Annotated in this window: 14 protein-coding genes and 1 pseudogene; 13 read left to right on the top strand and 2 right to left on the bottom strand. The window is 59.9% G+C overall.

Translation table 11 applies throughout. From position 1 onward, the window contains the following. Positions 1 to 78 precede the first annotated feature (78 nt). Complete coding sequence (rnz, locus tag NWP14_RS14090) at positions 79 to 999, bottom strand: ribonuclease Z (protein ID WP_375215535.1); 921 nt, start codon at positions 997 to 999, stop codon at positions 79 to 81. Between the two features lie 135 nt (positions 1,000 to 1,134). Between rnz and NWP14_RS14085 the strand changes: the two genes are divergently transcribed. The 7 genes from NWP14_RS14085 (at position 1,135) to menE (ending at position 8,740) form a co-directional block, all read left to right on the top strand. Continuing rightward, complete coding sequence (locus NWP14_RS14085; protein ID WP_331834745.1) at positions 1,135 to 1,611, top strand: GNAT family N-acetyltransferase; 477 nt, start codon at positions 1,135 to 1,137, stop codon at positions 1,609 to 1,611. Between the two features lie 124 nt (positions 1,612 to 1,735). Next, complete coding sequence (gene menF, locus NWP14_RS14080) at positions 1,736 to 3,031, top strand: isochorismate synthase MenF (protein ID WP_375215534.1); 1,296 nt, start codon at positions 1,736 to 1,738, stop codon at positions 3,029 to 3,031. 76 nt (positions 3,032 to 3,107) lie between these two features. Next, positions 3,108 to 4,778, top strand: coding sequence for a 2-succinyl-5-enolpyruvyl-6-hydroxy-3-cyclohexene-1-carboxylic-acid synthase (gene menD / locus NWP14_RS14075; protein WP_095100590.1), 1,671 nt, complete (start codon positions 3,108 to 3,110; stop codon positions 4,776 to 4,778). Continuing rightward, positions 4,775 to 5,533, top strand: coding sequence for a 2-succinyl-6-hydroxy-2,4-cyclohexadiene-1-carboxylate synthase (gene menH, locus NWP14_RS14070; RefSeq protein WP_375215533.1), 759 nt, complete (start codon positions 4,775 to 4,777; stop codon positions 5,531 to 5,533). The genes menD and menH overlap by 4 nt, the downstream gene beginning before the upstream one ends. A 14-nt stretch (positions 5,534 to 5,547) precedes the next feature. Next, positions 5,548 to 6,405 (top strand): 1,4-dihydroxy-2-naphthoyl-CoA synthase, encoded by an 858-nt coding sequence (menB, locus tag NWP14_RS14065; RefSeq protein WP_095100594.1) that lies wholly within the window; start codon positions 5,548 to 5,550, stop codon positions 6,403 to 6,405. After that, positions 6,405 to 7,370 carry an o-succinylbenzoate synthase gene (gene menC / locus NWP14_RS14060; protein WP_375215532.1) on the top strand — a complete coding sequence of 322 codons (966 nt, stop codon included), beginning with the start codon at positions 6,405 to 6,407 and terminating at the stop codon, positions 7,368 to 7,370. Before menB ends, menC begins: the two co-directional genes overlap by 1 nt. Beyond that, a complete protein-coding gene (gene menE, locus NWP14_RS14055; protein WP_375215531.1) occupies positions 7,367 to 8,740 on the top strand; it encodes an o-succinylbenzoate--CoA ligase in 1,374 nt (457 codons plus the stop codon). Before menC ends, menE begins: the two co-directional genes overlap by 4 nt. Positions 8,741 to 8,939: 199 nt before the next feature. Here the strand turns inward: menE and nudI are convergent. Then, positions 8,940 to 9,366 (bottom strand): annotated as a pseudogene (gene nudI / locus NWP14_RS14050) (nucleoside triphosphatase NudI). Between the two features lie 422 nt (positions 9,367 to 9,788). Between nudI and NWP14_RS14045 the strand changes: the two are divergent. The 6 genes from NWP14_RS14045 to yfaU all read left to right on the top strand — a co-directional run bounded on the left by NWP14_RS14045 (position 9,789) and on the right by yfaU (position 15,988). After that, positions 9,789 to 10,331, top strand: a complete 543-nt coding sequence (locus NWP14_RS14045) for a YfaZ family outer membrane protein (RefSeq protein ID WP_095100603.1) — start codon at positions 9,789 to 9,791, stop codon at positions 10,329 to 10,331. A 94-nt stretch (positions 10,332 to 10,425) separates the two neighbouring features. Continuing rightward, positions 10,426 to 11,622: a nicotinamide mononucleotide deamidase-related protein YfaY gene (locus NWP14_RS14040; RefSeq protein WP_095100605.1), complete on the top strand. Its 1,197-nt coding sequence runs from the start codon at positions 10,426 to 10,428 to the stop codon at positions 11,620 to 11,622. 204 nt (positions 11,623 to 11,826) lie between these two features. Further along, complete coding sequence (locus NWP14_RS14035; RefSeq protein ID WP_095100607.1) at positions 11,827 to 12,609, top strand: IclR family transcriptional regulator; 783 nt, start codon at positions 11,827 to 11,829, stop codon at positions 12,607 to 12,609. Between the two features lie 13 nt (positions 12,610 to 12,622). Then, a complete protein-coding gene (rhmD, locus tag NWP14_RS14030; protein WP_095100609.1) occupies positions 12,623 to 13,828 on the top strand; it encodes an L-rhamnonate dehydratase in 1,206 nt (401 codons plus the stop codon). 52 nt (positions 13,829 to 13,880) lie between these two features. Beyond that, on the top strand, positions 13,881 to 15,170 hold the full coding sequence (locus tag NWP14_RS14025) for an MFS transporter (RefSeq protein WP_095100611.1): 1,290 nt from the start codon (positions 13,881 to 13,883) through the stop codon (positions 15,168 to 15,170). 14 nt (positions 15,171 to 15,184) lie between these two features. Continuing rightward, positions 15,185 to 15,988 (top strand): 2-keto-3-deoxy-L-rhamnonate aldolase, encoded by an 804-nt coding sequence (yfaU, locus tag NWP14_RS14020; protein WP_375215530.1) that lies wholly within the window; start codon positions 15,185 to 15,187, stop codon positions 15,986 to 15,988. Positions 15,989 to 16,003: the final 15 nt, after the last annotated feature.

Raw genomic sequence — 16,003 nt, 5'->3', positions numbered from 1 at the left:
GCAAAAAACCGCCGGTCTACGATCGGCGGTTTTTTTATGCGCGTCGGTTAACCGGGCCAGCCCGATCGAGGCGCCTGCTTAGCCGATGGGATAGACCATAAAATCTTCCGCCAGCAGGGTCTGCGGGAAGATTTCCCGGCACTCCGCCAGCAGGCGCAGGCAGCCCTGCGGGTCGTAGCGCGAGCTGAAGTGGGTGGCGATAAAGGTGCCGACGTTGGCATCGCGCGCCAGCGCCGCCGCCTGCTGGCTGGAGGAGTGCCCGCGAGCGTTCGCCTTCTCGGCCATCGCCTGTTCCAGGGTGGTCTCATGAATCATGACGTCCACGCCGCGCGCCAGTTCCAGCGCCGCCGCACAGGGTGCGGTATCGCCGAAGATGGCCAGCTTTTTGCCCGGCGTTGTCGGGCCAAGATAGCGGCGGCCATCGACGATCCGCCCGTCGGCAAGCTCGACGCTCAGCCCCTGTTTTAGCTGCTGAAACAGCGGCCCGGAGGGGATGCCGTCGGCGATAAGACGGGCCGCGTCGAGGGCGCCGGGCTTATCGTGCTCCTCAATGCGATAGCCGTAGCACTCAACCGGATGGTTTAGCGGCCAGGCGGTAACCCGATATCCGGCTTCGTCAAAGATAAGGCCGGGGCCAACTTCGACAATATCCAGCGGATAATCGGTCCACGAGCCGCTGAGGCGCAGCGCCACTTCGACAAACTCCCGCAGGCCTTTTGGCCCGTATAGGGTCAGCGGCAGCGAGTTTCCCTGCATCGAGCGGCTGCACAGCAGGCCGGGGAGGCCGAACAGATGGTCGCCGTGGAGATGGGTAATAAAAATTTTATTCAGCTTGCCGGGGTGCAGGGCGGTATGCAGAAACTGATGCTGGGTGCCTTCTCCGCAGTCGAACAGCCATACCTCCGCCGCCGTTGGCTGTTGCAAATTCAGCACGATAGACGTCATATTACGCGTACGGGTCGGCACGCCAGCGGATGTCCCCAAAAAAGTTAATTCCATCGTCCTGTGTCCTTAGGGCGTGAGTCAAAAAACAGAGTATACCCGTCATCCCTCAGGTTGCGCGCGCGTTGGCTGAGCTTGCCGTCTTCATGCCGCCGGAATGATGCAGGGCTAATTTCAATGAAGGAATAATAGATGATGATATGGCAGGATCTCCACCACAGCGAGCTGACCGTCCCGCAGCTCTATGCGCTGCTCAAACTGCGCTGCGAAGTCTTTATCGTCGAACAAAACTGTCCCTATCAGGATGTTGACGGCGATGACCTGATCGGCGAAAACCGTCATCTTCTCGGCTGGCGCGGCGATGAGCTGGTGGCCTATGCGAGGATCCTGAAAAGCGAAGAGGATTTCGCGCCGGTGGTCATTGGCCGGGTTATCGTCAGCCCGACGGTGCGGGGTGAGAAGCTCGGCTATCAGCTAATGGAAAATGCGCTCGCCAGCTGCGCCCGCCAATGGCCGCAGAAAGCTATCTACCTCGGCGCTCAGGCGCATTTACAGCGCTTCTACGCCAGCTTCGGCTTCCAGCCGGTGACCGAGGTTTACGACGAAGACGGGATTGCGCATATCGGCATGGCCCGCGAGGCCGCAGCGGACCCGCTCCTGCCGAGGTAGCCGCAGACTATCTATACTTCCTGAATGACCGACGGGCCGCCAAAGGCCACTCCCTCATCGTGGGTACTGCTATTTCTCGCCAGGACCCCGTATAATGTGGGGTTTTTAGTCTGTGGAGGTTTGCGTGCTGTCTGTTTCCGCTGCGCTGGAAAGCTTACGCGGCTGCCTGAGCGATGAGTTCCCCGCATCGTCCGGCACGCGAATTTTCGATGTCTCGTTTCCTCTCCACGATGCGTTTGATCCCCTGCTGTGGTTCGGGCGCCAGCCTCAGTGGCCGCAGTTTTACTGGCAGCAGCGCAGCGGCGACGAGGAGCTTGCTGCGCTAGGTGCGGTGAAAACGTTCTCTTCGCTGGCCGAAGCGCAGCGTTTTTTACAGCATCAGCAGCATCAGGATCTGCGTATTTGCGGTCTGAATGCCTTCAGTCCGCAGGTCGGAGCGCTGGTGCTGCCGCGGCTGGAGTGGCGTCGGGTAGGGGGAACGGCGTCGTTGCGGCTGGTGCTGTGCAGCGCGACGTCGCTACGCGAAGATGCCCGGGCGGCGCGCGAGTTTCTGCGGACATTAACGGCGGAGCAGGCGCAGCCTGCGGCGATACCGGTCGTACTCAGCGAGCAGCACTTCCCGGAATATCCGCGCTGGCGTGAGCTTATCCTGCAGGCTACCCGGGCCATTGCGGCCGGAGAGATGGAAAAAGTCGTCCTGGCACGCGCCACGGACGTGCGGTTCGCCGCTCCCTTAGATGCCTGGTCGATTATGGCCGCCAGCCGCCGCAGTAACTTTAACTGCTTCCACTTCCTGATGGCCTTTAACCCGCAGCAGGCGTTTTTCGGCTCAACGCCGGAGCGGCTGTGGCGTCGGCGCGGAACGCTGCTGCGTACCGAGGCGCTGGCGGGTACCGTCGCCGGCCATGCTGACGATCGCCAGGCGCGGGCGCTGGCCGACTGGTTAATGCAGGATGATAAAAACCAGCGGGAAAACATGCTGGTGGTGGAGGATATTTGCCAGCGAATGCAGGGCGAAGCGCAGATGCTGGAGGTGCTGCCGCCGCAGGTGGTGCGCCTGCGCAAGGTGCAGCATCTGCGGCGCTGCATCTGGACTGAGCTGAATTCATCCGATGACGCCCGCTGCCTGCGCCAGCTGCAGCCTACGGCGGCGGTCGCCGGGCTGCCGCGGCGGGCGGCGCTGGACTTTATCAGCCAAAATGAACCCTTTACCCGCGAATGGTACGCCGGTTCCGCCGGCTATCTGTCGCTGGCGCAAAGCGAATTCTGCGTGGCGCTGCGCTCGGCGAAGGTGGAAAACGACACCCTCAGGCTGTATGCCGGCGCCGGTATCGTCAGCGGTTCCGAGCCTGAACAAGAGTGGCAGGAAATTGAAAATAAAGCCGCGGGGCTGCGTTCGTTGCTGCTGAGAAAAATGTAGATAAACGACGCATATCAATACTCCATCACTTTGTATTACCTATACTTAGCCTCAATATTTGATATCGGACAATTTCATGTCAGTAAGCGCATTTAACCGACGCTGGGCGGCGGTGATCCTTGAAGCATTAACCCGCCACGGCGTGCAGCATATTTGCATTGCGCCGGGGTCGCGCTCGACGCCTTTAACGCTGGCAGCTGCGGAAAACCGCGCATTGATTCCCCATACTCATTTTGACGAACGCGGGCTCGGCCACCTGGCGCTGGGGCTGGCGAAGGCCAGCAGGCAGCCGGTGGCGGTCATTGTCACCTCCGGTACCGCCACGGCCAATCTCTATCCGGCATTGATTGAGGCCGGGCTGACCGGCGAGAAGCTGATTCTGCTCACCGCCGACCGGCCGCCGGAGCTGATCGACTGCGGCGCTAACCAGGCGATCCGCCAGCCGGGCATGTTCGCATCGCATCCGTCCGAAACCCTCTCTTTGCCGCGTCCGTCGCAGGATATTCCCGCGCGCTGGCTGGTTTCAACCATCGACCAGGCGCTGGGCGCGCTGCATTCCGGCGGCGTACACATTAACTGTCCGTTCGCCGAGCCGCTGTATGGCGATATGGACGATACCGGCGTGAGCTGGCAGCAGCAGCTTGGGGACTGGTGGCAGAGCGATACGCCCTGGCTGCGTCAGTCGCTGCATCTTGCAAGCGAAAAGCAGCGCGACTGGTTTTTCTGGCGCCAAAAGCGCGGCGTCGTTATTGCCGGGCGCATGAGCGCCGCCGAAGGCGTACAGGCCGCCGCGTGGGCGAAAATGCTCGGCTGGCCGCTGATTGGCGACGTGCTTTCACAAACCGGGCAGCCGCTGCCCTGCGCCGATCTATGGTTGGGCAACGGGAAAGCGGTCAGCGAGCTGGAGCAGGCGCAAATCGTTATCCAGCTGGGCAGCAGCCTGACCGGAAAACGCCTCCTGCAGTGGCAGGCGAGCTGCGAGCCGGAGGAGTACTGGCTGGTCGATAATTTACCCGGGCGTTTAGATCCGGCCCAGCACCGCGGCCGCCGTCTGGTCTGCCCGGTGGGGGAGTGGCTTGAACTGCATCCGGCGGAAAAACGCCAGCCCTGGGCAACGACGCTGCCGGTTCTCGCGCAGCAGGCCTGGCAGGCGACGGTGGAAAGCAGCGAGCGCTTCGGCGAGGCCCAGCTGGCCCACCGTATTCATCGCTATCTGCCGGAGCAGGGGCAGCTGTTTGTGGGCAATAGCCTGGTGGTGCGCTTAATTGATGCGCTATCGCAGCTGCCGGCAGGCTATCCGGTCTACAGCAACCGCGGCGCCAGCGGTATTGACGGCCTGCTGGCAACCGCCGCCGGCGTACAGCGGGCCAGCGCTCGCCCTCTGCTGGCTATCGTTGGCGATCTTTCCGCGCTCTACGATCTTAATTCGCTGGCGCTGCTGCGCCATGCCTCGGCTCCGCTGGTGCTGATTGTCGTCAACAATAACGGCGGCCAGATCTTCTCTCTGCTGCCGACGCCGCAGGACGAAAGGCGCCAGTTTTATTTAATGCCGCAGGACGTCAACTTCGGGCATGCTGCGGCGATGTTCGATCTCAACTACAGCCGCCCGGGCAGCTGGAACGAGCTGGAGACGGCGCTGTCCGACGCGTGGCGCATCCCTGGCGCGACCGTGATTGAGCTGGTGGTGAACGAAACCGATGGCACCCATACTTTGCAGCAGCTGCTGGCGCAGGTGAGTCATCTATGAGCCTGCACGCCGAGTGCGAACGCGGCCAGGCCAGTGAACCCTGGCTGATTTTTTTACACGGTTTTTCGGGCGACAGTCGTGAATGGCAGCCGGTCGGGGAGGCGTTTAGCGCCCGCTCGCGCCTGTATATCGACCTGCCGGGCCACGGCGGTTCCCGTGATATTCAGGTAGCTGATTTTGCCGATGTCTGCCGGCTACTGCAGGAGACGCTGGATAGTTACAGCATCCTTAACTACTGGCTGGTTGGCTACTCCCTCGGCGGCCGCATCGCGATGGCCTTTGCCAGCCGGCCGCGCGACGGGCTGTGCGGGCTGGTCGTGGAGGGCGGTCATCCGGGACTACGCGACGATAGCGATCGCCTGCTGCGTCGCCGGAGCGATGCGGCCTGGGCCGAACGCTTTCGCCGCGAACCGCTGCCCCAGGTCTTTGCTGACTGGTACCAGCAGCCGGTTTTCGCCTCGCTGGATGCGCAGCAGCGAGCGGCCTTAATCGCATTACGCAGCCGCAATCATGGCGAAAATCTTGCCGCCATGCTGGAGGCGACGTCGCTGGCGGTCCAGCCCGATCTGCGCCCGGCATTACGAGCCTGCCGCTTTCCTTTTCACTATCTTTGCGGCGCGCGCGATGAAAAATTCCGCGCGATAGCGGGCGATTTAGCCGCGACGATACACGTTATTCATCATGCCGGGCACAACGCGCATCGGGAAAATCCCGCGGCGGTAACCGCTTGCCTGGCACAGTTTTTAGCAAGTTAACTAAAGGACATTCTATGATCTCTCTTGATGAAGCCATGCTCTACGCCCCGGTTGAATGGCACGATTGTTCCGAAGGCTATACCGATATTCGTTACCAAAAATCGACGGATGGTATTGCTAAAATCACCATTAACCGCCCACAGGTGCGTAATGCATTCCGCCCGCTGACCGTAAAAGAGATGATTCAGGCGCTGGCGGATGCCCGCTATGACGACAACATCGGCGTCATTATCCTGACCGGCGAAGGGGATCTGGCGTTCTGCGCCGGCGGCGACCAGAAGGTGCGCGGCGACTACGGCGGCTATCAGGACGATTCCGGCGTGCATCACCTGAATGTGCTTGATTTCCAGCGTCAGATCCGCACCTGTCCGAAACCGATCGTCGCAATGGTCGCCGGCTACTCCATCGGCGGCGGCCACGTGCTGCATATGATGTGCGACCTGACGATCGCCGCGGAAAACGCCATCTTTGGTCAGACGGGTCCCAAAGTGGGCTCCTTCGACGGCGGCTGGGGCGCAGCCTATATGGCCCGCATCGTTGGTCAGAAAAAAGCGCGTGAAATTTGGTTCCTGTGCCGCCAGTACGATGCGCAGCAGGCGCTGGATATGGGGCTGGTCAACACCGTCGTCCCGCTGGCAGAGCTGGAAAAAGAGACCGTTCGCTGGTGTCGCGAAATGCTGCAAAACAGCCCAATGGCCCTGCGCTGCCTGAAAGCGGCGCTGAACGCGGACTGCGATGGTCAGGCGGGTCTGCAGGAGCTGGCGGGTAATGCCACCATGCTGTTCTACATGACCGAAGAGGGGCAGGAAGGGCGCAACGCATTTAATCAGAAGCGTCAGCCGGACTTCAGCAAATTTAAACGGAATCCGTAATGCGTCGGGCGCAGGTTTACCGCTGGCAGATACCGATGGACGCGGGCGTGGTGCTGCGCGAACGGCGGTTAAAAACCCGTGACGGGCTGTTCGTCCATCTCCAGCACGGCGAGCGTGAAGGCTGGGGGGAAGTTTCTCCCCTGCCGGGATTTAGCGAAGAAACGTTGGAAGAGGCGCAGGCTGCGCTGCTGGCGTGGGCGATAGCCTGGCGTCAGGGGCAGGATCTCCCTTTTCCTGCGCAGCCCTGCGTGGCGTTCGGGGTCAGCTGCGCGCTGGCCGAGCTGAAGGACGAACTGCCGCAGGCGGCAGATTATCGCGCCGCGCCGCTGTGCACCGGGGATCCGGATGAACTGTTTTCCAGGCTCGCAGCGATGCCGGGCGAGAAGGTCGCCAAGGTCAAAGTGGGCCTGTATGAGGCGGTACGCGACGGGATGGTCGTAAATCTGCTGCTGGAGGCGATCCCTGAGCTGCGGCTGCGTCTGGACGCCAACCGGGCGTGGACGCCGCTCAAAGCGCAGCAGTTCGCCAAATATGTGCAGCCGCAGTATCGGGATCGCATCGCTTTCCTCGAAGAACCGTGCAAAACCCGCGATGATTCCCGCACTTTTGCGAAACAAACCGGTATTACCATTGCCTGGGATGAGAGCCTGCGCGAAGCCGATTTTTGCTTTCAGGCCGAGGAGGGGGTAGGGGCGGTGGTGATTAAGCCAACCCTTACCGGTAGCCTGCAAAAAGTGCAGGAACAGGTTGCCGCCGCCCACGCTCTTGGGCTGACGGCGGTCATCAGCTCCTCGATTGAATCGAGTCTCGGGCTGACGCAGCTGGCGCGTATTGCGGCCTGGCTAACGCCGCAGACCATTCCGGGCCTTGATACGCTGACGCTGATGCAGACTCAGCTGGTGCGCCCGTGGCCTGCAAGCGCGCTGCCGTGCCTGTCAACGGATGCGCTGGAGCCGCTGCTGTGATCTTTCGTGACTGGCCGTGGCGCCACTGGCGTCAGCGGCGGGGGGACGCGTTTGCTCTGCGGCTGAACGACGATAGCCTGACCTGGCAGCAGCTGTGCGAGCGGGTCGATGCGCTGACGGCGGGGTTCGTGACTCAGGGCGTAGGTGAAGGCGATGGCGTTATTCTGCGGGCCTACAATCAGCCGGCGGCGCTGCTGGCGTGGCTGGCGCTGCTGCAGTGCGGCGCCAGGGTGCTGCCGCTTAATCCGCAGCTGCCGTCGGCCATGCTGACGCAGCTGTTACCGTCCCTCGATGTCCATCATCTGCTGGCGCTTAGCGGCGACGATCTCGCCCTCGGCTATCCGCGGCTGGTTATGCAGGCTGTCGCCGGCGACCGCAGGCTGGCCTGGAGTGAAGATCGTCTGGCTTCGATGACGCTGACCTCCGGTTCTACCGGGCTGCCGAAGGCCGCGGTGCATACTTTCCGGGCTCATCTTGCCAGCGCCCAGGGGGTGCTGGCGATGATCCCGCTGGCGGCGGACGACGACTGGCTGCTTTCCCTGCCGCTGTTTCACGTTTCGGGGCAGGGTATTCTCTGGCGCTGGCTGCTGGCCGGATCGCGTCTGACGGTGCGGGAAAAGCGGCCGTTAGAACAGGCTCTTCAGGGCTGCAGCCACGCGTCGCTGGTGCCAACGCAGCTGTGGCGGCTGCTCAATGGCGATGCGCAGGTATCGCTGAAGGCCGTTCTTCTGGGCGGGGCGGCAATTCCCGTCGAACTCACCGAGCAGGCCCGGGCAAAAGGCATCCGCAGCTGGTGCGGGTATGGCCTGACCGAATTTGCCTCGACGGTGTGCGCCAAAGAGGCCGATGGCGAGGCGGATGTCGGGCAACCTTTGCCCCGGAGGGAGCTGAAAATTATCGACGGCGAGGTTTGGCTGCGCGGAGACAGCATGGCGGCAGGCTACTGGCTCGATGGAGAACTGGTGCCGCTGGTTAACGAGCAGGGCTGGTTTGCAACGCGCGATCGCGGCGAGCTGCGTAACGGTAAGCTGGTGATTGTCGGGCGTCTGGATAATCTCTTTTTCAGCGGCGGTGAGGGGATACAGCCGGAAGAAGTTGAACGGGTGATTATGGCTCATCCGCAGATCCGCCAGGCGTTCATCGTGCCATTGGATGATGCCGAGTTTGGCCAGCGTCCGGTGGCGGTGGTAGAAGGCGATGCGGGCTGCGATATGGCGGAGTTAGCGGCCTGGGTAGAGGATAAGCTGGCGCGCTTTCAGCAGCCGGTACGTTGGCTGGCGCTGCCCGAAACGCTGAAAACCGGCGGCATAAAGATCTCGCGTCGGGCGTTACGCGAGTGGGTCAACGCGCATCGGGACGATTGCGCTTAGAGCGGCGGATAACTATCGCCAGTGAACCTTTGAATCATCTTTTGATGAAGAGATTGAATACGTTTTTATGATTGCAGTGATGCCGCTCATACTCATCAGGGCGAACTTTCATCGGCAAAATTCGCTGTAGCGCATTGCTCGGGCTAAGTTATTCTCAGCCCGGCGGTGCGGAATCTGCTTTCTGGCTGTGGGTTAAAAATCAGAGCAGCCCTTTCAGCGATAACGTCTTTCGCGTGGCGACGTTCAGATCGTAGCGCGGCAAATCCTCGACGCTGACCCATGCATAATCCTGAAACTCTTCGTTAATGGTGACTTCACGGTTGGCGCTGACGCAATTAAAAATCAGGTAGATCATATAGATCTCCTCCTGCCGGCCATCGCTGTAGGTTTTGACCCGCACGTCGTCGCTGAAGGTCCAGGGCGTAATGCTCGTCAGCCGCAGCGCCTCACCCAGCTCTTCGCGAATTTCGCGTCTCAGGGCCTCCTCAAATGCGCTCGCCAGGCTCCACTCCGCCGCCGGAAAGCGCCCACTGGCCGGGAAAAACGCCGCGATCGTCGGCCATCCTGCAGAGCAGATAGCGCCCCTCATTTTGAATCAGCGGGCAGACAATAGTCCTTTGGCGCATGGTTATCTCCTTTGGGTGAACGGTTAGCAAAGCATCTGGCTGCCAGTTTGCGAGCCGCCTCGGTAAACCGCAAGCGAAAACGCGCGACCGGCGTTGGCAATGGTAGGGTGGGTTGAAATGACGGACCGGAGGCCAGCATGAGCCAGGCGACAGCTGCCGATTCTTTACTGCTTCACCCGTTCGGCTATTTCCTGTTTAGCGCAGATCCATGCTGGAATTGCTGAACAAGCTTTTAATCGACATCTTCACCCCGTTACGGCAGATCGCTGCGTCATGAGCGCCCAAAGCCAGGGTTCCGGTAGCAACTGCTTACAATCACAACAATAAAGGTCGTTTTAGAACATTGATTCCGCAGCATTCGGCAGTACAATTCTGCGGTTTTTGGGACTTCTTTGATTCTTGATTTCTGGATAGAGTAAAAAATGAAAAAATGCATATTAATCGGCCTTGCCGGCATGGCGTTCGTCTCCACGGCGGCAAACGCTATCAGCGTCACCGGGCAGGCGGGTGAGCACTACACCAACCTTGGCGTTGGTTTTGGTACCGAATCAACCGGACTGGCGGTAACCGGCAACTGGATGCACAGCGATAACGACGGCGACGCGGCAGGTTTAGGGCTAGGTTTAAACATTCCGCTGGGGCCATTTCTGGCAACGGTAGGCGGCAAAGGCGTATATACCAATCCGAAAAGCAGTGATGAAGGTTATGCGGCAGCGGTCGGCGGCGGCCTGCAGTGGAAAATAGGCAGCAGCTTCCGCCTGTTTGGCGAGTACTACTATTCTCCGGACTCCCTCTCCAGCGGCATCCAGAGCTATCAGGAAGCCAATGCCGGCGCGAGCTGGACGGTCATGCGCCCTCTGAGCATTGAGGCCGGCTATCGCTATCTGAACCTGGAAGGTAAAGACGGTAACAAAGATAATACCATTGCTGATGGCCCGTACGTCGGCGTCAGCGCCAGCTTCTGATCCCCAGGCGCGGTATTATGCCGCGCCGATTTCCTGTCTACCCAGCCAGCGCCTTTGCGTTATAGTATTTCCACTTATCAGGCTGGAGTTCACAATGTTAAACGTGGAAATGCTGTCCACCGGCGACGAAGTGCTGCATGGGCAAATCGTTGATACCAATGCCGCGTGGCTGGCGGATTTCTTTTTTAATCAGGGATTACCTTTAACGCGTCGCAACACCGTCGGTGACGATCTTGATTCTCTGATCGCAATTTTACGCGAGCGCAGCGAGCATGCGGACGTACTGATTGTCAACGGCGGGCTAGGGCCGACCAGCGACGATCTCAGCGCGCTGGCTGCGGCAACCGCTAAAGGCGAATCGTTAATTCTGCACGCCGGATGGCTGGAGACGATGACGCGTTTCTTTGCCGAACGCGGACGGCCGATGGCGGAAAGCAACCGCAAGCAGGCGGAAATCCCCGCCAGCGCGGAGATGATCAACAACCCGGTGGGCACGGCCTGCGGTTTTGCCGTTCAGCTCAATCGCTGTCTGATGTTTTTTACCCCCGGCGTGCCGTCGGAATTTAAGGTGATGGTTGAGCAGGAGATTTTACCGCGCCTGCGCGAACGCTTCCCGCTGTCTGCGCCGCCGCTGTGCCTGCGCCTGACCACTTTTGGTCGTTCAGAAAGCGACCTGGCGCAAAGCCTCAATCCGCTGCCGCTGCCGCCTGGCGTGGTGATGGGCTATCGTTCTTCGATGCCGATTATTGAGCTCAAACTCACCGGGCCTGCTGAACAGCGCGACGCGATGCTGGCGCTATGGCCAGAAGTGCAAAAAGTGGCCGGCGAGAACCTGATTTTTGAAGGCACCGAAGGGCTGCCTGCGCAGATTGCGCGCCGCTTGCAGGAGCGGCAGCTGAGCCTGACCCTCAGCGAGCAGTTTACCAGCGGCCTGCTGTCGCTCCAGCTCTCCCGCGCCAATGCTCCGCTGCTGGCAAGCGAAGTGGTTCCCGCCCAGGAGGAGACGCTGGCGCAGTCGGCCCGCTGGACGTCAGAGCGGCGGGTGAAGCATTTTGCCGGCCTTGCGCTGGCGGTCTGCGGCCAGGAGGCCGACTATCTGAACTTCGTGCTCTCTACCCCGGAAGGCACCCACGCGCTGCGGGTTAAGCTAAGCGTCACCCGCTACAGCCTGCAGGTCCGCCAGGAGGTTTGCGCGATGATGGCCCTGAATATGCTGCGCCGCTGGCTGAATGGCCAGCCGGTGGCCGGCGATCACGGCTGGATTAACGTTGTCGAAACGCTTTCGATTTAAGTCATAAATAGCGCCGGGAGCCTCTTCCGGCGCGTTGTCAGTCCAGCCCGTTGTACTTATTTTTAAATATTCTGTGCGCTATCCCTCATTTATATTCTTCGGAATGTCCACCTTGCTGGAATAACGCCGTGATTTGAGGCCGCTCACAATTTTCCCCCCTGACAATCGCAACACTGATTCCAGTATTCAGGATTGGAGTCCAGTATGTTGGAATCAAGCAAGGTCCCGGCGCTGACCCGCGCCATCGATATTCTCAATTTAATCGCCCGCATTGGCCCCTGCGGCGCTGCGACGATTATTGACGAACTCGGTATTCCTAAAAGTACCACCTATCTGCTGCTGGGTGAGCTGAGAAAACAGCGCTTCCTCAGTATGGATAATCAGGATAACTACTGCCTGTGGACCAAGCTGGTGGAGCTGGCCGGCCATGCCGTGAGCAAAATGGATCTGCGTGAGCTGGCCCGTCCCCGTCTGACTCAGCTAATGGACGAATGCGGGCTGCTTTGTCATCTGGGCATTATCGATCAGGGTAACGCCTACTACATCCTGAAAGTCGAATCTCCCGCCACGATCAGCGTCCGCTCACACGAGGGAAAAAGCCTCTCGCTTTATCGCTCCGGCATTGGCAAATGCCTGCTGGCCTGGCAGCCCGCGCATATACAGCACGCCATCATCAGCGAACTGCGGTGGGAGCGGTCTACGCCGACCACCATTACCACTGCCCAGCGCCTTTACGATGAGCTGGAACACATTCGCGCCAGAGGCTGGAGCTTTGATAACGGCGAGGATTACCTCGACGTCCGCTGCGTGGCCGCGCCGGTCTTTAACGCCAATAACGATCTGACCGCCGCGATCTCGGTGGTGGGGACACGTTTGCAAATCAATGAAGATAATCGTGATTACCTTGCCGGTAAGGCGATTGCCTGCGCCAAAGATATTTCCCGTTTGCTGGGGTGGAAGAGCCCTTTCGAACAACGAGCCTCATAACAAGGAGAACATCATGACCCTACCGAAAATTAAACACATCCGCGCGTGGTTTATCGGCGGCGCTACCGCAGAAAAAGGCGCTGGCGGCGGCGACTATCACGATCAGGGAGCGAACCACTGGATTGACGATCACATCGCGACGCCGATGAGCAAATACACCGAGTATGAACAATCCCGTCAGTCGTTCGGCATTAACGTGCTGGGAACGCTGATTGTTGAGGTGGAGGCCGACAACGGGCAGACCGGCTTCGCGGTGTCGACAGCGGGAGAGATGGGCTGCTTTATCGTCGAAAAACACCTTAGCCGCTTTGTCGAAGGGAAATGCGTCAGCGATATTAAACTGATCCACGATCAGATGCTCAATGCCACCCTGTACTACTCAGGCTCCGGCGGCCTGGTGCTGAATACGATTTCCTGTATCGATCTGGCGCTGTGGGATCTGTTCGGCAAAGTGGTTGGCCTGCCGGTTTACAAGCTGTTGGGCGGCGCGGTACGCGATGAAATCCGGTTCTATGCCACCGGGGCGCGTCCGGATCTGGCGCAGGAAATGGGTTTTATCGGCGGCAAAATGCCGACGCACTGGGGGCCGCACGACGGCGATGCCGGGATCCGCAAAGACGCCGCTATGGTTGCAGAATATCGCGAGAAATGCGGCCCGGACTTCTGGCTGATGCTGGATTGCTGGATGAGCCAGGACGTCAACTACGCCACTAAGCTGGCCCACGCCTGTGCGCCCTATAACCTCAAGTGGATTGAAGAGTGCCTGCCGCCGCAGCAGTACGAAGGCTATCGCGAACTCAAGCGCAATGCGCCTGCCGGGATGATGGTCACCAGCGGCGAGCACCACGGCACGCTGCAATCTTTTCGTACGCTATCGGAAACCGGCATCGATATTATGCAACCCGACGTCGGCTGGTGCGGCGGGTTGACCACCCTGGTCGAGATCGCGGCGATCGCGAAGGCGCGCGGTCAGCTGGTGGTGCCGCACGGCTCGTCGGTCTATTCGCACCATGCGGTTATTACCTTCACCAACACCCCTTTTAGCGAGTTCCTGATGACCAGCCCGGATTGCGCCACGCTGCGCCCTCAGTTTGACCCGATCCTGTTGGGCGAGCCGGTGCCGCAGAACGGACGGATCCATAAATCCGTGCTGGATAAACCGGGATTTGGCGTTGAATTGAATCGCGACTGTAATCTCAAACGCCCTTATAGCCACTGATCTCGTCGTGCCGCGCAGCGTCGCTGTGCGGCCAATTCCTGAGGATATTGCGATGAGTAATAATTTGCTGGAGAGCGTGGTTAAGAAAAACCGCGCCCGTTTGATCCCCTTTATGCTGGCGCTGTACGTGCTGGCGTTTCTTGATCGTTCGAATATTGGTTTTGCCAAAGAGACCTACCAGCTTGATACCGGGCTGAGCAACGAGGCCTACGCGCTTGGCGCCGGGATATTTTTTGTGGTGTATGCCTTCCTTGGGGTGCCCGCGAATCTGCTGATGCGTAAATTTGGCGCGAGAAAATGGATTGGCTGCACCACTTTACTGTGGGGCGTGCTTTCTGCGGCAATGGCATGGGCGGATAGCGAAACAAAATTCCTGCTGGTACGGACGTTGCTCGGTGCCGCCGAAGCGGGCTTTTTCCCGGGAATGATCTACCTGACTTCCCAATGGTTCCCCCAACAGAACCGCGCCAGCATTATGGGACTGTTCTATATGGGCGCGCCGCTGGCGCTGACGCTCGGTTCGCCGTTATCCGGCGCGCTGCTGGAAATGCACGGTTTTATGGGTCATCCCGGCTGGTTCTGGATGTTTGTGATTGAAGGGCTGTTGGCCGTCTGCGCGGGCTTTTTCACCTTCTTCTGGCTCGACGATACGCCGCAAAATGCGCGTTTTCTGACCGCTGCCGAAAAGCAGGCGCTGATTAGCCAGCTGGCGAGCGAAGAGGAGAAAAAGGTGACTTCGCGGCTCTCCGATGCGTTGCGCAACGGGCGCGTCTGGCAGCTGGCGATTATCTATCTGACGATTCAGGTTGCCGTGTATGGTCTGATCTTCTTCCTGCCGACCCAGGTTGCCGCGCTGCTGGGCACTAAAGTGGGATTTGTGGCCTCGGTGGTGACGGCGATTCCGTGGATTGCGGCTCTGCTGGGGACCTGGTTTATTCCGCGCTACTCCGATCGTACCGGCGAACGACGGAATATTGCGGCGCTGACCTTACTGGCGGCAGCGATTGGCATCGGCGTCTCCGGGCTGGTGCCACCGGTGCTGGCGATACTGGCGCTGTGCGTCGCGGCGGTCGGCGTGATCGCCGTCCAGCCGGTATTCTGGACGATGCCGACGCAATTACTGTCCGGTACCGCGCTGGCCGCAGGCATTGGCTTCGTCAACCTGTTCGGCGCAATCGGCGGCTTTCTGGCTCCGATCGTTCGCGTCCAGGCGGAAACGATTTTCGCCAGCCATTCCGCCGGCCTGCTGACGCTCTCCTGCGTGGCGATTGTGGGCGTCGTTATTATCTTTTCACTGAGCGTAACTCGCATGGTGCCGCAGTCCGGCAGCGTACCGCATTAATATAAGGAAGACTTATGAACGCTATTTTATCGAACCCGTTTAAAGCGGGATTATCCAGGGGAGAAACGCAGATTGGCCTGTGGTTGAGCTCAACCTCTTCCTACGTGGCCGAGATTGCCGCCACGGCAGGCTACGACTGGCTGCTGATTGATGGCGAGCATGCGCCAAATACCATTCAGGATCTTTACCATCAGCTGCAGGCCATTGCTCCCTATGCCAGCCAGCCGGTTATACGCCCGGTCGAGGGGAGCCGCAGCTTGATTAAGCAGGTGCTGGATATCGGCGCCCGGACGTTACTTATCCCAATGGTCGATACGGCCGACCAGGCGCGGGATATTGTCGCGGCAACCCGCTATCCGCCCGTCGGCACGCGCGGGGTGGGCGCCGGCGTGGCGCGGGCGGCGCGCTGGGGCCGGGTTGGGAACTATATGGCGCAGGCGAATGATGAACTCTGTCTGCTCATTCAGGTCGAGAGCAAAACGGCGCTCGACAATCTGGATGAGATCCTCGAAGTGGCAGGCATTGATGGCGTATTTATCGGCCCCGCCGATTTATCAGCCTCCCTCGGCTACCCGGATAACGCCGGTCATCCTGAAGTGCAGAGGATTATTGAACAGAGCATTCGCCGCATTCGCGCGGCGGGCAAAGCGGCCGGATTCCTTGCCGTCGATCCGAAAATGGCGCAAAAAAGCCTCGAGTGGGGTGCCAATTTTGTCGCCGTTGGCGTAGATACTCAGCTCTATACCGACGCGCTGGATAGCCGGCTGGCGATGTTTAAGCCCGGCGCACGGCGGGAGGAGGAAAAGGGGAGCTACTGACCCCCCGTAATCATG

It is taken from the genome of Klebsiella sp. C349492, from assembly GCF_042055345.1.
Taxonomy (GTDB): domain Bacteria; phylum Pseudomonadota; class Gammaproteobacteria; order Enterobacterales; family Enterobacteriaceae; genus Klebsiella; species Klebsiella scottii.
This window is presented reverse-complemented; position numbering and strand designations above follow the sequence as displayed.